The sequence below is a fragment of the uncultured Sphingomonas sp. genome (assembly GCF_913778135.1).
Lineage (GTDB): Bacteria > Pseudomonadota > Alphaproteobacteria > Sphingomonadales > Sphingomonadaceae > Sphingomonas.
Genome location: NZ_CAJYVU010000129.1, coordinates 1 through 20869 on the forward strand (window position 1 = coordinate 1; position 20869 = coordinate 20869).

General features: G+C 66.4%; 20 protein-coding genes and 1 tRNA gene. 12 read left to right on the forward strand and 9 right to left on the reverse strand.

What is annotated here, in order from left to right:
- Positions 1 to 40 precede the first annotated feature (40 nt).
- From QZ847_RS11815 to QZ847_RS11825, 3 genes are all read right to left on the reverse strand, one after another.
- On the reverse strand, positions 41 to 436 hold the full coding sequence (locus QZ847_RS11815; RefSeq protein WP_294356706.1) for an NADH:ubiquinone oxidoreductase subunit NDUFA12: 396 nt from the start codon (positions 434 to 436) through the stop codon (positions 41 to 43).
- Between the two features lie 39 nt (positions 437 to 475).
- Positions 476 to 1051 carry a cold shock protein gene (locus tag QZ847_RS11820; protein WP_294356708.1) on the reverse strand — a complete coding sequence of 192 codons (576 nt, stop codon included), beginning with the start codon at positions 1049 to 1051 and terminating at the stop codon, positions 476 to 478.
- A 76-nt stretch (positions 1052 to 1127) separates the two neighbouring features.
- A complete protein-coding gene (locus QZ847_RS11825) occupies positions 1128 to 1631 on the reverse strand; it encodes a regulatory protein RecX (RefSeq protein WP_294356710.1) in 504 nt (167 codons plus the stop codon).
- Positions 1632 to 1825: 194 nt separating this feature from the next.
- On the opposite strand from QZ847_RS11825, the gene QZ847_RS11830 reads away from it, so the two are divergent.
- The 3 genes from QZ847_RS11830 (at position 1826) to QZ847_RS11840 (ending at position 6121) form a co-directional block, all read left to right on the forward strand.
- Positions 1826 to 3565: a fatty acyl-AMP ligase gene (locus tag QZ847_RS11830; RefSeq protein ID WP_294356712.1), complete on the forward strand. Its 1740-nt coding sequence runs from the start codon at positions 1826 to 1828 to the stop codon at positions 3563 to 3565.
- Between the two features lie 80 nt (positions 3566 to 3645).
- Positions 3646 to 5988 (forward strand): bifunctional diguanylate cyclase/phosphodiesterase, encoded by a 2343-nt coding sequence (locus tag QZ847_RS11835; protein ID WP_294356714.1) that lies wholly within the window; start codon positions 3646 to 3648, stop codon positions 5986 to 5988.
- Positions 5989 to 6044: 56 nt separating this feature from the next.
- A tRNA-Trp gene (locus QZ847_RS11840) sits at positions 6045 to 6121 on the forward strand.
- A 29-nt stretch (positions 6122 to 6150) separates the two neighbouring features.
- Here the strand turns inward: QZ847_RS11840 and QZ847_RS11845 are convergent.
- Entirely contained in the window at positions 6151 to 6405 is a 255-nt protein-coding gene (locus tag QZ847_RS11845; RefSeq protein ID WP_294356715.1) for a hypothetical protein, read from the reverse strand.
- A gap of 72 nt (positions 6406 to 6477) precedes the next feature.
- Entirely contained in the window at positions 6478 to 6888 is a 411-nt protein-coding gene (locus tag QZ847_RS11850) for a thioesterase family protein (protein ID WP_294191309.1), read from the reverse strand.
- A gap of 218 nt (positions 6889 to 7106) precedes the next feature.
- Between QZ847_RS11850 and secE the strand changes: the two genes are divergently transcribed.
- The 4 genes from secE to rplA all read left to right on the forward strand — a co-directional run bounded on the left by secE (position 7107) and on the right by rplA (position 9225).
- Entirely contained in the window at positions 7107 to 7304 is a 198-nt protein-coding gene (gene secE / locus QZ847_RS11855) for a preprotein translocase subunit SecE (protein ID WP_294191308.1), read from the forward strand.
- A 20-nt stretch (positions 7305 to 7324) separates the two neighbouring features.
- Complete coding sequence (gene nusG / locus QZ847_RS11860) at positions 7325 to 7861, forward strand: transcription termination/antitermination protein NusG (RefSeq protein ID WP_019516099.1); 537 nt, start codon at positions 7325 to 7327, stop codon at positions 7859 to 7861.
- Between the two features lie 235 nt (positions 7862 to 8096).
- Complete coding sequence (gene rplK / locus QZ847_RS11865) at positions 8097 to 8528, forward strand: 50S ribosomal protein L11 (RefSeq protein WP_294191307.1); 432 nt, start codon at positions 8097 to 8099, stop codon at positions 8526 to 8528.
- Positions 8529 to 8532: 4 nt separating this feature from the next.
- A complete protein-coding gene (gene rplA / locus QZ847_RS11870; protein WP_294356717.1) occupies positions 8533 to 9225 on the forward strand; it encodes a 50S ribosomal protein L1 in 693 nt (230 codons plus the stop codon).
- A gap of 368 nt (positions 9226 to 9593) precedes the next feature.
- Here the strand turns inward: rplA and QZ847_RS11875 are convergent, their stop codons facing one another.
- Together QZ847_RS11875 and QZ847_RS11880 are read right to left on the reverse strand one after the other, a co-directional pair.
- Positions 9594 to 11297: an autotransporter domain-containing protein gene (locus tag QZ847_RS11875; protein WP_294356720.1), complete on the reverse strand. Its 1704-nt coding sequence runs from the start codon at positions 11295 to 11297 to the stop codon at positions 9594 to 9596.
- 6 nt (positions 11298 to 11303) lie between these two features.
- A complete protein-coding gene (locus QZ847_RS11880) occupies positions 11304 to 13043 on the reverse strand; it encodes a hypothetical protein (RefSeq protein WP_294356723.1) in 1740 nt (579 codons plus the stop codon).
- A 267-nt stretch (positions 13044 to 13310) separates the two neighbouring features.
- On the opposite strand from QZ847_RS11880, the gene QZ847_RS11885 reads away from it, so the two are divergent.
- The 3 genes from QZ847_RS11885 (at position 13311) to QZ847_RS11895 (ending at position 16700) form a co-directional block, all read left to right on the forward strand.
- Positions 13311 to 14645 (forward strand): outer membrane protein transport protein, encoded by a 1335-nt coding sequence (locus QZ847_RS11885; RefSeq protein WP_294356725.1) that lies wholly within the window; start codon positions 13311 to 13313, stop codon positions 14643 to 14645.
- Between the two features lie 72 nt (positions 14646 to 14717).
- Positions 14718 to 15887, forward strand: a complete 1170-nt coding sequence (locus QZ847_RS11890) for an alpha-hydroxy-acid oxidizing protein (protein ID WP_294356726.1) — start codon at positions 14718 to 14720, stop codon at positions 15885 to 15887.
- A gap of 114 nt (positions 15888 to 16001) precedes the next feature.
- Entirely contained in the window at positions 16002 to 16700 is a 699-nt protein-coding gene (locus QZ847_RS11895) for an energy transducer TonB (protein WP_294356728.1), read from the forward strand.
- A gap of 30 nt (positions 16701 to 16730) precedes the next feature.
- On the opposite strand, the gene QZ847_RS11900 is transcribed toward QZ847_RS11895, so the two are convergent.
- Positions 16731 to 16865, reverse strand: coding sequence for a hypothetical protein (locus tag QZ847_RS11900; protein WP_019516093.1), 135 nt, complete (start codon positions 16863 to 16865; stop codon positions 16731 to 16733).
- A gap of 179 nt (positions 16866 to 17044) precedes the next feature.
- Positions 17045 to 19570 carry an alkaline phosphatase PhoX gene (locus QZ847_RS11905; protein WP_294356730.1) on the reverse strand — a complete coding sequence of 842 codons (2526 nt, stop codon included), beginning with the start codon at positions 19568 to 19570 and terminating at the stop codon, positions 17045 to 17047.
- Between the two features lie 431 nt (positions 19571 to 20001).
- Here QZ847_RS11905 and rplJ point away from each other — a divergent pair, with 431 nt between their 5' ends.
- Both rplJ and rplL read left to right on the forward strand, forming a co-directional pair.
- Positions 20002 to 20517, forward strand: coding sequence for a 50S ribosomal protein L10 (gene rplJ / locus QZ847_RS11910; protein WP_026325829.1), 516 nt, complete (start codon positions 20002 to 20004; stop codon positions 20515 to 20517).
- Positions 20518 to 20583: 66 nt separating this feature from the next.
- The coding region (rplL, locus tag QZ847_RS11915) for a 50S ribosomal protein L7/L12 (protein ID WP_294356732.1) at positions 20584 to 20869 on the forward strand (286 nt) is incomplete at its 3' end.

Genomic DNA, 20869 nt, shown 5'->3' on the forward strand with positions numbered 1-20869 from the left:
GCCGCGAGCACCACCAGGCCGCCGATCGCGGCCGCGCGGTTCACGCGTCGGGACTCCACGCCTCGTAATCACCCGTGGCGGATGCGCGATGCCCGCCCTTCTCCAGCGCGCCCGCGGGCCGATAGGCGAACGCCGTGCCGGTCATGTTCGGCACGGCGGGCTTCTGCCACTGGCGCGGCGCAGGCAGCGACTGGTCGGGCACGTCGGCGATCTGGTGATGAAGCCAGCTGAACCAGTCGGGCGGCACGCGGCTGGTGTCGTTCGCGCCCTTGTAGATCACCCAGCGGCGCGTCGTTCCCTGCGGTGTCGCGCCGCCTTCCCAATAGGTATTGCCCAGACCATCCTCGCCGACCTGACGCTTGCCGCGCAGGCCGTAGATCATGGTGCCGATCGTTGCGCCATTCCACCAGGTGAACGGATTGAGATTGATGCCCATCGCACCCCGCTTAACCCCGCGCCGGGGCGCGGTAAACGGCTATTCGCTTGGCGGCGCGGCGACCGCAACCGCCAATGGCCCTTTGCGCCCGTCGACGATCCGCGCGCGGAGCGGCTGGTCGGGCTCGACCTCCGCCACCCCGGCGCGGCGCAGCGTCTCCATGTGAACGAAGATGTCGCCTGGCGCATCGACGCGAACGAGGAAGCCGTAGCCCTTCAACCGGTTGAACCACTTGACCGCGACCTCCTGCCAATCGTCCGCATCGTCCAGCAGCGCCTCGGGGTCGATACGGTCGCGGTCACGGTCGCGCACCGCGGTTGCGGCCGCCGCGACGTCGATGGCGTGCACCTCGCTCGCCTGGTACCCGCGCGCGCGCCGGACCGCCGACACGTCCATTCGCGCACCCTCTGGCAGGGTGCGGCGACCGTGCTGTTGCAGCACCGAAAAATGGATCAACACGTCGCCGATCGCGGGGTCGTCCGCGACCAGAAAGCCGAACCCGCGGGTCGCGTCGAACCATTTCAACGTGCCGGACACCGCCCGCGCCTCGGCATCGTTGCCGAGCACGCGTGCGCGTTCTTCCCCGCTGTCGGCCAAGGCCGCTTGTTCCGGCACCGTTGATCCAAACTCCCGTTTTGGTGCGCAGCGTTCATCATGCGCCGCATAATGATTGGTCGAATTGCCGCGCGCGTCAATCGTCGACGGCATCCTCATGGTCGGACATGCGCAAGATTTTGGCCGACAAAGCAAATGAATGCCCCGCGCGCACCATCGCGGCCAAGTGTTTGCGGCGCTGGGCCTCATCGGCCGGCGCGGAGGCGAACGGACCGATCCGCTTGCGGCGTGCAAAGGCGAGCGCGTGGTCGAACGCGCCGTCGCGCACCTGATCCACTGCCTCCTCGGCATCGGCCGCACCGATGCGCGCAGCATGCAGCGCGGCGGTGATGCGGCGTTCGCCGTAGCCGAGGCGAACGAGCGAGGCTGTCTTCATCTCGGCATAGCCGCGATCGTCGATGTAGCCGAGCTCGGCGAAGCGCGTCGCGATTGCACCGACCTCGATCGGCTCGCCGTGCCATCCGCGCTCGCGTATCTTGCGCCGCAGATAGTCGCTCAGCTTGCCCTGTGTGGTCGCGAACCGCTCGACGTAGCGAAGCGCCAGCGCCTCCAGCGCGGCCTGGTCAAGCGGCGGTGGCACGCGGCGCTCGCGTCGTTCACCGCGATCGGCTGCGCCGTCCGTGCCGCTCTTCCCTGCCCTGTTCCGCCATGACCCGCTCACGCCTTGATTGTGCCACACTAGGGTCGGAGGTTGGAAGCGCGGGTTTGACTGCCCGTACGATGCCGCCCTTGATCCATGCACGAGCGCGATGCGCCGCGACAGGACCGACGTGAATGACCAGTGACCTCGCCACGCTCCAGCCGACCCCGACCGCCGACGCCTTGCCGCGCCGGTTCTCCGATTTCGGCACGCTGGGCGAAGCGCTGGACTATGCGGCGCAAGGCAAACGCGGACTGAACTTCCACGACGCGCGGGCGACGCTGGTGCGCGTTTATCCATACGCGCAATTGCGCGACGATGCGCGCGCGGCCGCCTATCGGTTGATCGCGGCGGGCATCGCGCCGGGCGACCGCGTCGCGCTGGTGGCGGAAACGAGCGCGGAGTTCGCGCAATTGTTCTTCGGCACCGTGCTCGCGGGCGCGTGGCCGGTGCCTTTGCCGCTGCCGACCTCGTTCGGCGGGCGCGATTCGTACATCGACCAGCTGCGCAATCAGCTGTCGAGCTGCGATCCGCGGATGCTGATCTACCCCGGCGAGCTCGAGCAGATGGCGGGTGCCGCGGCGGAGGCCGAGGGCGTGGCGGGCGTCGATTGGAGCGAGCTGCTCGCACGTCCGGCAGTCGAGGCCCCGCTTCCGACCGCCACTGGCGGCGACATCTGCTACCTGCAATATTCCAGCGGCTCGACCCGCTTTCCGCACGGCGTCGCGATCACGCACCGCGCGCTGCTCAGCAACCTCGCCGCGCACGCGCACGGCATGGAGATCGGCGACACCGATCGCTGTGTGTCGTGGCTACCATGGTACCATGACATGGGACTGGTCGGCTGCTTCCTGTCGCCGATGGCGAACCAGGTCTCGACCGATTATTTGAAGACCGAGGATTTCGCGCGTCGCCCGCTGTCGTGGCTCGACCTGATCAGCCGCAACACCGGTACGACGCTCTCCTACTCGCCGACCTTCGGCTACGACATTTGCGCGCGCCGTATTTCGAGCCAGACCAAGGCGTCTGACCGCTTCGACCTGTCGCGCTGGCGTGTTGCGGGCAACGGTGCGGACATGATCCGTCCCGACGTGATGCAGGCGTTCGTCGACGCGTTCCACAGCGCGGGCTTCAACGCGGGTGCCTTCCTGCCGAGCTACGGCCTCGCCGAGGCGACGCTTGCGGTGTCGCTGATGCCGCCGGGCGAAGGCATCCGCGTCGAGCTGGTCGAGGAAACCGAGCTGTCGGGGATGAGCCACGGCGAAGACCGCCCGCAGCGTTATCGTGCGATCGTCAACTGCGGCAAGCCAGTGCGCGACATGGAAGTCGAGGTGCGCGAGGAGGACGGCACGCCGCTGCCCGATGGGGCGATCGGCAAATTGTGGTGTCGCGGTCCGTCGGTAATGGTCGGCTATTTCCGCGATCAGGCAGCGACCGATGCCTGCTTGGTCGACGGCTGGCTCGACACCGGCGACATGGCCTATCTGTCGAATGGCTACATCTACATCGTCGGCCGTGCCAAGGACATGATCATCATCAATGGCCGCAACCATTGGCCGCAAGACATTGAGTGGGCGGTGGAACAGCTTCCCGGGTTCAAGGCGGGGGACATCGCTGCCTTCGCGATCACGACGCCGGGCGGCGAGGAAACGCCCGCGGTGCTGGTGCAATGCCGCAGTTCCGACGAGACCGAACGCACGCGGCTGCGCGACGAGATCCGCGACCGGGTCCGCTCGGTCACCGGCATGAACTGCGTCGTGGAACTGATCCCGCCCCGTACGCTGCCGCGGACGAGCTCGGGCAAACTAAGCCGGGCCAAGGCGCGCAACCTGTATCTGGCGGGTGAGATCAAGCCCTACGACATCGCGGCGTAAACGCCGGCACATCGATGACGACCGGCTTATTCGCGCAGGCCTAAACCTTTAATCAACCCGCAGCGGCTTACGGAGACGACGTGAGCCCGCCTGCCCCCTCGTCCTCGCCGCCGATCAGTCCGGGCGTTCTGCTCGGCTGGCACGAGGGCGACGATGCGCGCGTTTGGGCACGCGTCCGCGAGGCGCAGTTGGAGGCGGCAGACCGGAGCGCGCCGCTACTGCTCGCTGCCAACCTCGGTGTCTTGGCGATCGTCACGCCGACGCTCGTCTCGATGTTCGCACTGTGGCAGATTGCCGGCTGGGTCTTCGTGCTCTCCGCGGCAGCCAGCGCGGGCGCATGGCGTCGCCGACCCGCGCGCTCGTTGGTCGGCGCCACTACGATGCGAGCTCAGGCAATCGCGGCGGCGCTCGATAATGGGCTGCTCGCCTTGCTGTGGAGTGTGCCCGTCCTCATGCTTCCTCAGGCGACGGTTCCGGCCGCGTTGTGGACGGGATTGGCGGCGCTGATGTTCGTAACCACGATTACGCTCGCGCCGCTGACGCTCGGAGCGTTGACCTTCGCCGGCGTGCTGGCCGCGACACTGGCGATACCGCTCGCGGTCGCACATGCCTTTTCCACCCTCGCTGCGATCATCGCAGTCGCTGCCCTCTCAGCACTAGCGGCGTGGACCAACGCGCGAGCCTTCGCCGCACGGCTCATCGCCGAGGTTGCACTCGGCGACCGCGACGAGACCGTCAGTCTGCTGCTGCGCGAATTCGAGAACGCGCGCGCCGACTGGTTGTGGGAGATCGACGCGTCGCGCCGCATCGTTCACGCCGGGCCGCGCTTCGCCGATGCCTGCCACCTCAGCCCCGAGGCGATGAACGGGCTGCCCCTGCTGCAAATACTCGCCGGCCCGACGTGGGAGGGCGGCAACTTCTCCGCCGGGCTGCGACAGCTCGCCGAGAAACTGAAGCAGCGCGAGAGTTTTCGCGACCTCGTGCTCCCAATCGTGATCGATGGCGAGGAGCGCTGGTGGGAGATCGCCGCGAGTCCGCGCTACGACGCGCAGGGCGCCTTTCTCGGCTTCCGCGGCGTCGGGTCGGACGTGACCGAACAGCGCGCGTCGGCCGACCGGATCAACCGCATGGCGCGCTTCGATACGCTGACCGGCCTTCCCAACCGCCTTCACGTCAACGAAGCGCTGTCGCGCGCGCTGACCGATGCCGAGCGCTGGCGTGCACGCGCCGCGTTCATGATGATCGATCTCGACCGCTTCAAGGCGGTGAATGACACGCTTGGCCACCCGGTCGGCGACCGGCTGCTCGGCCGTGTGTCGGATCGGCTGGCGCAGTTGATGAGCGACAACGAACTGATCGGGCGGCTGGGCGGCGACGAGTTCGCGGTGGTAGTCCGCGATGCATCGGACCCGCAGCGCATCGAACGGCTGGCGCGGACGATCATCGATACGCTCTCACGCCCGTACGAGGTCGACCAGCATACCCTATACATCGGCGCCTCGGTCGGCGTTGCCACGAGCCCGCGCGATGGGCGCACCGCGGAGACGCTGATCCGCTCCGCCGATCTCGCTCTCTATCGATCAAAGGATCGTGGCGGTGGAGTGTTCCACGCGTACGAGCCGCAGTTGCACGCCGATGCCGAGGAACGCCGCGTGCTGGAGCTCGAGCTGCGTCAGGCGCTGGAGCACGGACAATTGTCGCTGCATTACCAGCCAGTGGTCGATGCCGGCACCGGCCGCCTGCGCGGGTTCGAGGCGCTGCTACGCTGGGATCACCCGCGTCTGGGACCGGTCGGCCCTGACAAGTTCATCGCGATCGCGGAAGAAACGCGTTTGATCGCTCCCATTGGCGAGTGGGTCGCGCGCACGGCCTGCGAGGAGGCGGCGCGTTGGCCCGGTGACCTGCGGATCGCGGTCAACGTGTCGCCTGAGCAATTGACGAACCCCAACTTCGTCACCGTGATCGCCTCCGCGCTGGCGCAGAGCCGCCTGTCGCCGCAGCGCCTAGAACTGGAAGTGACCGAAGGCGTGTTCATGCGCGAGGGAACGGGAGCCGCCCGCGTGCTCGAACAGGTGCTCGACCTGGGCGTGAGACTGAGCCTCGATGATTTCGGCACCGGCTATTCCTCGCTCGGTTACCTCAGTCGCACGCGCTTTTCGTCGATCAAGATCGATCGCGGCTTCGTCGCCTCAGCCGCGCAAGGGGTGGCCGAACCGCTCGCGATCATCCGCGCAGTCGTCGCGCTCGCGCGCAGCCTGGGCATGAGCACGATTGCGGAGGGCGTCGAGACGGAGGCCGAACTGGCGTTGGTGCGCGAACTCGGCTGTACCAACATCCAAGGGCATTACTTCGGCCGCGCGGTGCCGGTGGCGGAAGCGCGCGACATGATCCGATGCGCTCTTGCAAAGGCACGCGCGGCCTGACCCGCCGATCAGCGGTTGACGAAACCGCGCCGTTCCGACAATAGCCGCACCCGCACAGGGGTGTAGCTCAGTTGGTTAGAGCGTCGGTCTCCAAAACCGAAGGCCCTCGGTTCGAGTCCGAGCTCCCCTGCCACTCTCACTAGCGCGAGCGATCAAAGCGGCTCAGCTGAGCGTGCTGACATATACCTGGCCCGCACAATGTTCGGCCGCCCAGGCGAGCCCCGCCGCTTCGGCGTCGTCGTAGCGATCGTAAGGTTCGCTACCAATCATTGACACCGACTCGGCTTCATCGGTGTCGCCGCACGCCATCAGCGCAGTGGCGTTGAGCGAGAAGCGCCCATCCGGACGTCGTTCGATCGAGATGCAGTCGGCTTCGGCAGGAGCGGTCTCTCCCGCGGGCAGACGCGTGATATGCATGTTGGCCTCTTCGATGACGCTGTTCGATCTGCAGCCGAAACGTCGATCGCGCACGAAGGTGCCGTATGGTGATCAGGCCCTGGCGTCTGCCGGGAAGAAATGCTGCACGATCTCGCGCGCCAGCCGCGCGGGGCGCAGCGTCTCCGCATCGAGGCAGCACCAGCTCGACTTCACCTCGGCCAGCACGTCTTCGCCGCGTCGGATCACCGTCTCGTAAAAGGCGCGTACGCCCTGCACTTTTTCCAGGACGACCGTCGCAACCACGTCGTCGCCGAGGAACGTGGGCTTGAGGTAGGTGATCTCATGCTTGAGCGCGACCCACAGATGCTGCGCCACCGCCTCTGCCGGAGCGAGCGCACGCCAATGATCGATCACGGCCGCCTGCACCCATTTCAGATAGCTGGCATTGTTGACGTGCCCCATGAAGTCGATGTCGGCTGGATCGATGCCGATCGGAAAGCGATAGGGGGCCGCGCTGGTCACGCTGACGATATAGGCTGTGGGACGCGTGATGGCCAATGCTAACGGCCGGAGCCGCGCCAAGCTTTGCTCACGCGCGCCGCTGAACGGCTCCCCTTGTGTTTGCACGGCCCTTTCGCTAAGTCCCACACACATCCGACAGCACGGACGGTTTCCACCGCTACCTTTTAGTAAGGCAGCGGTGGAAAGCTATGCCGGGCGATTTCGAAGGTTCAACACGCGTGGCGAAGACGACCCCGATCGAATTCATCAACCAGGTTCGCGCCGAAACCGCGAAGGTGGTGTGGCCGACCGGCCGTGAGACGGTGATGACGGGCGTGATGGTCGTCATCATGACCACGATCCTGGCGCTGTTCTTCCTCGGGGTAGATTCGGTGTTCAACGCGATCGTCAAAGCGTTGTTGAGCCTGGCCAAGTAAAGGGCGGAACGCACAACACGATGTCACGCTGGTACATCATCCACGCTTACTCGGGTTTCGAGGGCAAGGTTCGCGATTCGATCATGGCGGAGGCGCAGCGCCTCGGCCTGGAGCAGCTGGTCGAGCAGATCGAGGTTCCGACCGAGACAGTGACCGAGGCGCGTCGCGGCAAGAAAATCGCGGTCGAGCGCAAGTTCATGCCGGGCTACGTGCTCGCCAAGCTGGCGATGACCGACGACGTCTATCACCTGGTGCGCAACACGCCCAAGGTGACGGGTTTCCTGGGTTCATCGGGCAAGCCGCAGGCGATCTCGGAGGCCGAGGCCGCGCGCATGCTCAACTCCAAGGAGGAAGCAGCCGCCGCGCCGAAGCAGAAGGTCAAGGTCGATTACGAGATCGGCGATGCGGTCAAGGTGCTGGAAGGCCCGTTCGCGAGCTTCAACGGCACGGTCGAGGAACTCGATTTCGACCGCAGCCGCGTCAAGGTGTCGGTATCGATCTTCGGTCGATCCACGCCGGTCGAGCTGGAATTTGATCAGGTCGAGCGCAGCAAATAAGCGTCGGTCGCACGCAATTAGTACACGCTAATCGCGAGACGACCAGCGGCGGCCAGCCTCGGCACCGCCGAGGACTTACGGCACGGGATTAACTCCCGTATCGGTCTCCACGTTTGGGAGGCCGCAACACATCACCCGGTCGGCCCAGCCGGCCAGATGATCCCGCTTTGGTGGGACAAGCCCGCGGGAGGCACCTTTCAGGCGCCGCTATTACCGCTAAACTGAAGAGAGTGACATGGCGAAAAAGATCACAGGTTACATCAAGCTGCAGGTGCCCGCGGGCTCCGCGAACCCATCGCCGCCGATCGGCCCGGCGCTGGGTCAGCGCGGCGTCAACATCATGGAATTCTGCAAGGCGTTCAACGCGCAGACCGGCGACATGGAGAAGGGCTCGCCCCTGCCCACCGTCATCACCGTCTACGCCGACCGCTCGTTCTCGTTCATCACGAAGACGCCCCCGGCGACCTTCCTGATCAAAAAGGCCGCCAACCTCAAGTCGGGCTCGAAGGAGCCGGGCAAGGTGTCGGCCGGAAAGATCAAGCGCTCGGCGCTGGTCGAAGTCGCGCAGACCAAGATGAAGGATCTGAACGCCAACGACATCGAAGCGGCGACGAAGATCATCGAAGGCTCGGCCCGCGCGATGGGCCTCGAAGTGGTGGAGGGCTGAGCTCGTGACCAAGCTGACTAAGAAGCAGAAGACCTGGACGATCGACGCTGAGAAGCTGCACGCGATCGATGAAGCGATCGGTCTGGCCAAGACCAATGCCACGTCGAAGTTCGACGAGACGATCGAGGTCGCGCTGAACCTGGGCGTCGACCCGCGCCATGCCGACCAGATGGTGCGCGGCGTTGTCACCCTGCCCGCGGGCACCGGCAAGACGGTCCGCGTCGGCGTGTTCGCGCGCGGTCCGAAGGCCGATGAGGCACGTGCGGCGGGTGCGGACGTCGTCGGCGCCGAGGACCTGATGGAGGAAATCCAGGGCGGCAAGATCGAGTTCGATCGCTGCATCGCGACCCCCGACATGATGGGCGTCGTCGGCCGTCTGGGTAAGGTGCTGGGTCCAAAGGGCCTGATGCCGAACCCGAAGCTCGGCACGGTCACCATGAACGTCGCCGAAGCCGTCAAGGCGGCCAAGGGCGGTCAGGTCGAGTACCGCGTCGAGAAGGCCGGCATTATCCACTCGGGCATCGGCAAGGCGTCGTTCGCGCAGGAAGACCTGCGCCGCAACTTCGACGCGCTGGTCGACGCGGTGGTCAAGGCCAAGCCGTCGGGCGCCAAGGGCAAGTACGTCAAGAAGGTCGCCGTCAGCTCCTCGATGGGCCCAGGGATCAAGGTCGACGTGGCGGAGATCGCCGGCGCATAAGCGCTGCGATCATCGTTGCTAGGATGGGGCTCGGAGGCAAACGCTTCCGGGCCCCTTTCTGTTGGGCCGGCCTGTCGTTGTGCGTTGATTGAGGCGGGAAGCGCGCTCGTCTGTCGTAGCCTTTGTTCGTCGCGAGCAGAGACGGCTGGCGTCGGGAGAAAGGTACGGGCAATGCACCGCCGCACCCTTGACGAAAGACGGTGTGCGGATCGTGATTTACGCACGTCTTCAACGCCGCGGGGTTGCACCGCAATCACCGCAATGACGCTGAACGCACGCGGTGTGAGCCACATACGACAACGCCGGGCCACGATCATGACCCGGCGCCTGTCTTGAAGGCCGCGGCCGGAGCCGCGGTCCCTATCCGATCAGAAGCGCACCTTTACCGCGGCGCGATACGACTGGTTACGCACGTCCGAGCGCTCGAACGTCGTGTCGGCACCGACCGACAGTTCGATCCGCTCTCCGCCAACCGAGATGCCGCCACTCACCTCGCCCCAGTTCTTGTCCTGACCCGGCAGCGCGAAGATCGCGCTCGGTCCGACGCCGCCGACGAAGTTCGCGCCGAACGATCCCGGACGGTCCTGGAAATCGTGGACGTAATAGGCGCTGACATACGGTTTGATCCGCGCCCCACCCGACAACGCCAGACCAGCGCGGCCCTGCAAGCTGTCATACTTCTGCCGGTCGAGGAACAGGCCGACCGGCCCACCGCGCTCGACAGTCGGAGTGAAGTCAATCTGGCTTGCGCGTGCCGACAAACGCGGTCCGACCTTCAGCGTGCCGAGATTGAAATTCTTGCCGACGCCGACTTCGGAGGATAAGGCGAAGGCGTTGTCGCGCGAGCGCAGCGTGTAGTCGGTACCGACGAACGAGACAGCGCGACGCGTGCGCGCCTGGAACACGCCCGCCGACACCTGCGTGTCGAGGAACAGCCCCGTCGGCGACTCGAGCTTACCATACAGCGTTCCCTGCCACAGCTCGCCCTTGGCGCGTTGTCCGTACTGCTGGTCACCGGAGACATTGGTGTACGACAGGCCGAAGCCGAGTGCGCCGTTGTCGCCGATCTCGGTCTCGATACCGCCCGCGGCGTACCAGCCATCGAACTGGTCACGTCCGGCAAACGGGATCGCAGTTGGCGCCGCGCGGCTGCTGCCGTCGAGATAGCCACCAGCGACGAACGCGCTGACCGATTCCGGCAGCACGCCCGTCTGCAGCGTCGTCTGCGGACTGTCGGTCGCGGCGAGCTGCGCACCCGCCACCGGCAGGTCGGAGGCGGCGAGCGAGGCGAACTGCAGCGGCTTGCCCGTCATCGCGAGCGTTCCGCCAAGGCCATTGCTCAGATCCATCTGCGCCAATCGATCGCGATAGAACCGGCCCATGTTGTCGAGCGCAACAGTGCCGAGCGCGCGCTTGGTCGTCTCCGCGCGCGGCGCGAGACCCTCTAGATTCGACCGGATCGTCGCGGCGTTCTGAAGGTCGAGCGGCCCGTAGATGCCCGACAGCGCAGCGTAGTTGGTGGCGCGGTTCTGATCGAGCAGGCGCGCATAGGCGCTCTGGATCGGCGTCGCGGCGACAACATCGGCGTAGCGGCCCGCGGTGATACGCGCCTGCACCGTGTTCGCCGAATAGACGAACTGCGGCGTCAGTATCGCACTCAGCGCCGACGGAGTAGCGAAGGTCCCGCTGATCCCGCCCTGCGCGGTCAGAATGGTGTACACGTCGCCGAAGCGGATCGTCGAACCCGCAACCGGTGAAAACAGCACGCGCCCGCCGATGCTCGCCTGACCGGTGCTGGTTCCGTTGGCGACCACCGCCAGCCGATCGGAGGTGTTGTTGCCGGCGATATCGATCATTAGCAGGTTGCCGCTCGACAGCACGGCATTGCCGCCGATCGTCAGCGTGCCGACCGTCCCTTGCGTGCCGGGCGCGATCATGCCGAGGAGGCTGGTCAGGTACGGCGCGTTGATCCGACCGGTGCCGGTCAGCCCGCCCGAGAGCAGGAAGTAATCGCCGACCGAGTTGATCGTGCCGTTGGCGGTGACCAGACCACCGAACTGGTTGAACTCCATCAGCGACTATAGCGAACCGCCGCTCGCGACCGTCAGCTTGGCCTGGTTGTTGATCGTAAACCGATCAACGGTCGCGGTACCGGACAGCGTGGTCGTACCCGCATTCGACAGCGTGACGTCGAAGTAGCGCGCGTTGCGCCGCGTTGCTGCATCCGGGTCGACGTTGTTGGGCACGAAGTTGGTCGCGCCGGGCAGACCGTTGGCGAGCGTCGCGGTCGGCAGCGCCGCGGCCGCTGCCGCGATCGCCTGTGCGTTGCCTGCGCCCTGCGCTTCGTTGATCGAGGTCAGCCCGTCGGCGAACGACGCCACGCTCTTGTTGTTGGCGAGCGTCGCGCCGCCGGTCACGACGGTATCGGCCGGAACCGGACGACCGTTCACCAGATAGGTGTTGGTGCCGATGTCGAGGCACTCGTCCGAGCGTCCCTGCTGATAGCAGATCTGGCCGAACTTGCCCGACGTGCCGTTGATGCCGTCGCCCGCCGTAGTCGGGATGCCATTCACCAGCTGCCCGTTGACGATGATCTGATAAGCGGGGTCGAGCGTCGTGACCCAGTGGCTGGCGTCGAACCAGTCGCCGTCGCCCGCCTTCGCCGCGACGTAGCGGTACGGATTGTTCGCCGCGATATAGTCCCAGAAGAGATACAAGGGCTGATAGAAGGACGAGGTGCCGTACGAGCTGCTCGGCTGCGCGTTGAAATAGCGCGAACCGCCCGACAGCACGCCGATCACGGTCGGCTTGCTGAACGTCTTGTCGAGGATCAGCGGACCGCCTGAATCACCACCCGCGGTTATGCCCTCCTTGGGCAGCGCATTGTCCTTGAAGATGTTGAAGTCGTACGCGTTGGCGCCCGGCAGCCCGCGCTTAGGATCGTCGAAATCGGTCTGGTACAGGTTCTGCGTCAACCCGCTGGGCGAGCCGAACAGGAACGAATCGATGTCGTCGAGCGACCCCAGGATGCCGATGAAGTTCTCGGCCACGCGTCGGCGATAGTCGATGCCGCCGCTATCGCCGCTGGTGCCGGTGCCGTTGCGGCCATAACCCGCCTCAATCACGTGATAGCCGGTACCGGTCGCGCTGGTGATCGTGCCGGGGGCGGGCAATTGCGAGAGGAGGATGGTCCAAGTCGGCACGTTGCGTGCCGGCGTGTCGAGCGAGGCGAGCGCCACGTCGGCCTGCAGGAAGTTGTTCGCCAAGCCGAGCGACAGCGACTGCGGATTATAGATGACCTGGTTGACGTTGTAGAAGGCATTACCAACGCTGGTCTTGTACTGGTTGGTGCCGGCCAGGAACCACGAGCGGATGCCCGCCAGATTGTCCGCCTTGAACCCGAAACCGATCGGCAGCTGCCCCGCGCCGGTGCCGTAACCCCACGGGTTCATCGCGGTGCCCTGCGGACTCTCGTTCACGCAGTGTGCGGCGAAGATCACCGTTCGTGGATTGATCAGCGTGCCGGTGCACAGCCCGAGAAATCCAGTCTTCTGGTCGATGATCATCTGACCGATACCGGTCACGTCGTTGGTATCACGCGCTGTCGTCGGCGTCCCCGGCTCGGAGATCACGACCTGCGGAGAATGCTCGACCATCATGTCGCCGGCCGGAACGGCACCGGTCCCCTGCGCCACGTTCATCATGAAATCGGGCGTGCCTTCGGCAAACGCCGGCGTGCCGAACGTCGCCAGCGCCGATGTGGCGAGCAGCGCGATATGCCGCGCCGACATGGCGCGCGGGATGGCACGATTGTTCATGAATAGGTCCCCTGATGTAATTTTTGCCTTGTTCCTCACGGTTTGGAGCAATGTTGCTGGGGTGACAAGGCGATTACAGCTGCGTTCGGATGTGAGTGCGTTGTCAGTTGGACGTGTTGCCAGAACGACACAGCATTGTTTCCTGACATTTCTCATCACATCGGCTCCTTGAGCCACCGGAAAGGGTTTGTAACACTGACCTTTGTTCGATAGCGGACCTGCCCCGGCGATCCGTGGCGATCGCAATGCCCAGGAGAGTTCGCGCGCATGTTCCCGCGTTTTCACGTTTCGCTCATCCGTCTGACCACCACTGCGGCGACCGTCATTGCCTCGACCGCGTTCGCGGGCGCCGCACAGGCGCAGGCATTCTACCTGCAGGAACAGTCCGCTCGCGGTGCGGGTCGCGCCTTCTCGGGCGAGGTGGCGGATACGGGCGCCGCGTCCTTGTGGTGGAATCCGGCGGCGATCGCGGGCAGCACTGATGCGGAGGCGACCGTCAGCGCCGCCGCCGTTCTTCCGAAGGGCAAGGTGGTCGATAACGGGACGCTGATCCGCCGCCCATCGCTGCCCGGCCTGCCCGCACAGACGTTCGCACCGGTCGGCGGGAACGCGGTGTCGCGCGACCCGATCAACAACGGCGTGCTGCCCTCGGGCGCGTTTGCGTTGCCGCTGAACGACCGGGTGGCTGTGGGCGTGGCGGTCACCTCTCCGTACAGCTTCACCACCAATTACGAGACGGGCAGCTGGGCGCGCTACGGCGCGGACCGCACGCACCTGCTGACGATCGACATCCAGCCGGGCATCGCGGTCGCCGTGACCGACTGGCTGCGCGTCGGCGGCGCGGCGAACGTCGAATATACCGACGCGAGCCTGAGCAACGCGCTTCCCAACGTGCTTGCCTCGCTGCCGGACGGCAGCCAGAAGCTGGAGGGCGATGGCTGGGACCTCGGCTGGAGCGCCGGGTTCCAGATGCACAACGCGCACACCACGGTGGGCTTCAGCTACAAATCGGCGATCAAGCACACGCTGAAGGGTGACCTGACGATCAGCGGCCTCGTCGGTCCGCTCGCCGGATCGAACACGGAGCTTTCGGGCGTCAAGGCGCGCTTCTACACACCCGCGCAGATCATCCTGGGCGTACGCCAGCGCGCGGGCAATGCGCTGACGCTCAACGCGCAGGTGGTGCGCTATACCTGGGACAAGTTCGACGCGATCCGTCTGGGCGCGCCGCTCAACACCGCGCTGCCGGAGAATTATCGCAATACGTGGAGCTACGCCGGCGGGCTCGACTATGCCGTGTCACCCACGCTGACGCTGCGCGCGGGCGTGCAGCGCGCGATCACCCCGACGCGCGACGGTGAACGCGACCCGCGTGTGCCCGACGCCAACCGCTGGAACTACGGAGGCGGCCTCTCCTTCCAGGTGACGCAGCGGTTCGGGATCGACGCGGCGGCGAACTACGTCGATTTCGAGAATGAGACGATCGACCGTGTCACCGCGGCTTTCGCCGGGACTGCCGCGGAGACGCCAATCAGGACAAGCGGCCGACTGGAGGATGCGCACGCGGTGGTGCTGTCACTGGGTGGACGCTTCACCTTCTGATGTGAAAACGGTGCGGCTCGACAAGCGCCGCACCGCTGCGCCATGCTGCCCTAATAATCAGGAGAGGTCAGCGTGGCGCATTTCGGCGATTTCCAGAACGCGATCTATTACGCCGGGCTGTCGGGCGTGCAGCCGACCTGGCCGGTCGACCTCGCGACGTTGAAGGCGCGCGCGGAGGCGGCGATGCCGCCTTCGGTGCTGAACTACGTTCAGGGTGGTTGCGGCGACGAGTGGACGCAGGACGAGAATGCGCGTGCGTTCCGCCACTGGGGCATGGTGCCGCGGATGATGGTCGATTGCACGGCGCGCGACCTGTCGACGCGGGCGTTCGGGATGACGCTTGCCTCGCCGCTGTTCATGGCGCCGATCGGGGTGACGGGCATCTGCACGCAGGACGGGCACGGCGACCTCGCCGCCGCGCGCGCGAGTGCGGCGACGGGCGTGCCGCTGACTGCGTCGACGCTGTCGAACGACACGCTGGAGGACGTGCACGCCGCCTGCGGGACGACGCCGGCGATGTTCCAGCTCTACACGCCGCGGGACAAGGACGTGGCGGCGAGCCTCGTGTCGCGCGCGCAAGACGCCGGATACAAGGCGATCGTCGTCACGCTTGATACGTGGGTGACCGGCTGGCGCCCGCGCGACCTGAACGTGTCGAACTTTCCGCAATTACGCGGCCACGTGCTGCAGAACTATTTCAGCGACCCGGCCTTTCGCCGCCTGCTCGCCAAACCGCCCGAAGAGGATTCGCGCGCCGCGATCGGCACGTGGGGCGCGACCTTCGGCAAGGTGCTGACGTGGGATGACATGGCGTGGCTGAAGTCGCTGACCACGCTGCCGATCGTGTTGAAGGGGATCTGCCACCCCGACGATGCCCGCCGTGCGATCGATACCGGGGCTAACGGGGTCTACGTGTCCAACCACGGCGGGCGACAGGCGAACGGCGGGATCGCGGCGATCGACATGCTGCCGGCGGTCGCGGAAGCGGTCGCGGGGCGCGTGCCGGTGCTGTTCGACAGCGGCATCCGCTCGGGCACCGACGTGATCAAGGCGGTCGCGCTCGGTGCCGATCTGGTCGGCGTCGGGCGCCCGTACAGCTACGGGCTGGCGCTCGGCGGTGCCGACGGGTGCGCGCACGTGCTGCGCGCGATCCAGGCGGAGGCCGATCTGCTGATGGCGGTCAACGGCCTGCCGACGCTGGCAGCGGTGCGCGCAGCGGGCGCGATCAGGACCGATCGTTGATCGCGGATATGCCAGGGCGATCCAGCGGCGTGACATCCTCTTTCGGTCCGCATGCAGCGTTGACCCAGTCGCACTGGCTACGCGGACGCGGGCAGGTGCGCTAATCCTGCCCGGATGACGGCGAAGCGACGCGAGCGGACGATCAGCGCCGGTGCGGTGGTCGCGCTGCATGCCGGATTGCTGTGGCTGATCCTGACCGCGCCGCAGCCGACGCCGCGTAGCGCATCCGGCCCCTCGCTCTCGACGTTCGATGTCGTGCCGCCCCCTGCTCCGCCGCCGGTCAAACCAAGGCATGATCCTTCACCCGCGAGAGCGAGGCCGAGCGGTCTGATAGGCGTCAAAGCGGAACGTAGTGCCGTCGTCGCGCCCCGGGCGATCGTCCCACCACCGGTGCCGCAGGTCGCGGCCGTCGAACCGCAGCAGGGCACCGCCGCGATCGGCGGCACTGCGGCAGCGGGCAGCGGAACGGGCGCGGGAGACGGCGGCTCGGGCGCGGGTGGCGGAGGGAGCGGCAACGGCTCCGGTACAGGCGGCACGCGCGCGCGCCTGATCGCGGGCGCGATCACCTCGCGCGACTATCCGAAGGAGGCTCGCGCGGCGCGACTAGTCGGCAGCGTGACGGTCGCGTTCACGGTCGGGGTAGATGGGCGCGCAAGCGACTGCGCGGTGACGGAGACGAGCGGCAGCGCGACGCTCGATGCGGTTACCTGCCGGCTGATCGAGGCGCGCTTCCGCTACGCGCCGGCGCTTTCCGCGAACGGACAGCCGATCAACGAGCGGCGCGGCTGGCGTCAGCGCTGGTGGCTGGAGTGATCGGGTCGGCGTGAACCGCCGCGAACCGCTTCATCGGATCAGCAGTTCGCCCAGGAAAACCATCGCGCTGGCGGTCGCCTGCGCAAAGATGATTGCAGCGGCCGACAGGCCGAGGGCGGCGGCAGCGATGCCGCCGGTGTGCTGGACTTGCTTGATCGTGGTCATGTGGCGTCCTCTCCAAAACGGAGCCGGGGCCACCTGTCCGGGGTCTCCCGGTCCGTGCCGATGGTGTACGCCTGATGAACGGCCTTGTCAAAGGCGCGGCTCGGTCGGCCGCTTGCGTCATGGTTCTGACACAAAGTCGGGAGGGAGGACACCTAAAGTGGCGCCCTCCCCCTCGTCGCTCAGATCCCGACGATCCCGCCGTCGTTCTTGGTGATGACGATCGTTGCCGAGCGCGGACGGCTGCTGCCGCCCTGCCCGTTCTGCGACGCCGGCCAGCTCGAGGTGATGTTGCCGGCGCTGCCGTTCTCACCGGGATGCTGGATGTTGACGAACAGTGAGCGGCCATCGGGCGTCGAGGTGATGCCGGTGATCTCGCACTCCTTCGGACCCACCAGAAAACGCTTCAGGTTCGCGCCCGGCGCCGCGCCGATGCGCGTCGTGGTGGTGCTGGTGGTGGTCACGCCCGCCGCCGTCGTCAGCGTGTTGTTGACGGTACGCGTGCCGCCGTCGCCGACCCGGCCCGGCAGCGCGGCAAGCAGCATGCAGTTGGTGACATCGGTGTAGGCGCCGTCGTCGGTCTCGATCCACAATACCGGGGAGACCTGCCCCGTCACGTTGGTGTTGCGCCCGAACCAGAGCCCATCGGGCGAGGAGAAGTCGTTCGTCGCGTCCAGACCCGACAGGTTGATGTTGGTACGATCGAGGTCGGCACCCGCCCCGAAGGCATAGACGTCCCAGGTGAAGGCGGTCGCCTCCGACGTGTCGCCGTTCTCGCGCAGGCGGATGACATGGCCGTTGGCGTTGCCGCGCGTCGCCTGTGCCGAGGTGGGCGGATCGGCGTTGACGACATCGCCCTGCGGCAGCTTGGGGTCAGTGTAGGCGCGCGGATTGGGCGCGTCGGTGGTGGCGGGGGTGCGCGACGAATTGTTGGTCAGCGTGCAGTACATCTCGCCGTTGACCGGATTGACCGCGGTCCATTCGGGCCGATCCATCTTGGTCGCGCCGAGCACGTCGGCGGCAAGGCGCGTATTGATCAGCACATCGGCCTGATCGGCGAAGGGATAGGTCGTGTTGGAAGCGGTCAGGCCGTTCTGCCCGAAGACGAGCGGCAGCCACTGGCCCGAACCATCGGCGTTGAAGCGCGCGACGTAGAGCGTACCTGCGTCGAGATACTTATCGCCGATCGCGAGCCGGTCAGTGTTCGCCGCATCAGCGTCCGCCCAGGCGGTGTTCGACACGAACTTGTAGATGTATTCGTTCTGCGCGTCGTCGCCCATGTAGAAGGCCGGGCGCGTGCCCGCGATCGTGCGGCCGGGCCAGCAACCCTCGTGGTTCATGCGGCCAAGCGCGGTGCGCTTGCGCGGAGCAGCGGTCGGGTTGAACGGGTCGATCTCGACCACCCAGCCGTACTGGAACGGCTCGTTGCGGAAATCGGCACTGCCGTCCGCCGCCAGGCCAGTCGTCGCCGTCGCGTTCCACTTGGCGAAGCGCGTGTCGCCGGTGGTTGACGGCTGGACGGTCGACCAGCCGTAGTTGCCGGTCGCGCCTTCACGCACGCCGTAGCGCGTGAGCGAGACGTTCTGCTTGGCAAGGCCCGCGGCGGTACGGACCGCGGCATCGCCCGCGGTGCGACGGAAGTAACCGGCCCAGTTCTCCTCGTTGGTCAGGTAGGTGTTCCACGGCATCTGGCCGTTGGCGCAATTGTTGATCGTGCCGCGACCGGCGGTCGCGTCGGTCGAGTAGAGCGTGCGCAGCTGCGCATTGCCGCGCACCGGCCCGCTGAACACGGTCGGCGTGTTGGGGGTGATGCGGCGGTTGAGCGCGGACGACTGCACGTAGCTCCACGCGCCGCCGCTCGCACGGGTGACCTCGATCGCCGACACGCCGTGCGCCTCGATCTCCTTGATCGCCTCGGCTTCGGGACGACGACCGCTGACGGTGGTCGCACCCGCCTGATGGAGATAGGCCTGGGTGATATTCTCGTGATTAAGCACCAGCATGCCGCGCGTGTTGTTGTTCGCATCGGGCGCGCTGCCGGTCGCGCCGAGGCCAAAGAAGCTCATCCCGTCGTGGTGGTCGCCGGCGCGCTGCGCGAAATTGGTGTCCTGCCCGTCGTTGGCGTAGACGCCGACGCTCGACGCGATCGGATCGCCCAGGCGGTAGAGCACCGCGACCGAGTACCCCTCTGGCACGGTCACCACGTCGTTCAAATTCTTCGATACCGCGGTGAAAGCGAGCGTCGCGGGATTGACGGTGACGGTCGTATCCGCGCTGCTGGTCTGGCCGTTCTTTCCACTGGCCGAAAAACGGAACACGAGGGCGGTCGCGGCCGATACGGCCGGCGCGACGAAGGTCGTGACCCCGCCCGCGGTGCTGAGCGTCACTGCCGGGCCGCTCACCTGCGTGAAGCCCGAGCTGGTCGCGTTGTTGCCGGCGGTGCCGTTCAGCGTCACCGTCTTGCCCGCGGTCGTCGTGATCGACTCGCCCGCACTCACCACCACGCCCGGATCGTCGAGCTCATCGCCGCCGCACGCCGACAAGAGCACCGAGCCGAACGCGGCGGTGGTCATCGCAGACAACCCGCCGAGCAGCGTCTGGCGCCGCGAGTAACGCTGGCGAACGATCTCGGTCAGGTGCGGATTGGCGCTGGCGTTGGTATCGACGTCGCCGTCGTCGTAGCCGATGGTCAGGCTCAGGTCGGTCATGTGAAATCCCCCGGATCGCGCCGCTCCCACGGCGCCTCGTGCGGTCATTTTGGCAAGTCCACGCGACAGAGCGGTGGCAGTTCGATGATCGATCGATGACGCCCGCGTTGCAGTTGTGCGACATCGCACGGCCCCTTGTGCTGGTGTGAGTTTCTGCTAAAGGCGCGCTCGAACCGCGTGGAGCTCGCTCCGTTCGGCTCATCCGTCCAAGACAGTGGGTGCCGCGGATCTGCCGCGGCTTAATTTCCCGCCGAGACGGGGAAACAGGATTCGAATGCGTCCCGGTCCGGCCATGCGTCGCCCGCGATGCTGCTCCCTAGCGGGCATCCCCTTCCCCATCGTCGGACACACCGTTCGTGCCATTCGGCGCGGGCGGGACAAGCAACCGGGCGTGCGGCTTCGGCGGCACGCTCATGAACGTGGAGAATGGCATGGATCGTGCGCAGAAAAGCGCAGCCGTTGCCGAGCTGAACAGCACCTTCTCCGAGGTCGGCGTGGTAGTTGTCACCCGCAACCTCGGCATGACGGTCGCGCAGTCGACCGACTTGCGCAACCGGATGCGGGATGCCGGCGCGGTATACAAGGTCTCGAAGAACAAGCTTGCCAGGATCGCGCTCGACGGCACCGACTATGGCTCGATCGGCGACATGCTGACCGGTCCGGTCGGTCTCGCCACCTCGGTCGATCCGGTCGCGGCGGCAAAGGTCGCGGTCGATTTCGCCAAGACGACCGACAAGTTCGAGATCGTCGGCGGCGCGATGGGCGCAACCGCGCTCGATTTGGCCGGCGTACAGGCATTGGCAACGCTGCCCTCGCTCGACGAGCTGCGCGCCAAAATCATCGGCCTCGTCGTGGCACCCGCCACGAAGCTGGCGACGATCGCGCAGGCACCCGCGGCTCAGATCGCGCGCGTCCTGTCGGCTTACGCCGAGAAGGAAGCCGCCTGAGTTTTTCGGGCAAGTTCATTTTGTTGACGAACGGGACCAATGGTCCCCGCAAATGGGAAAAGTATCATGGCAGACCTGAACGCGCTGGTTGACCAGCTGAGCGAACTGACCGTCCTTGAGGCCGCTGAGCTCTCGAAGATGCTCGAAGAGAAGTGGGGCGTCTCGGCCGCAGCAGCGGTTGCAGCGGCTCCGGCAGCCGGCGGCGGCGCTGGTGCGCCGGCGGCGGAAGAGAAGACCGAGTTCGACGTGATCCTGACCGGCGACGGTGGCAAGAAGATCAACGTCATCAAGGAAGTCCGCGCGATCACCGGCCTGGGCCTGACCGAAGCCAAGGCGCTCGTCGAAGGCGCGC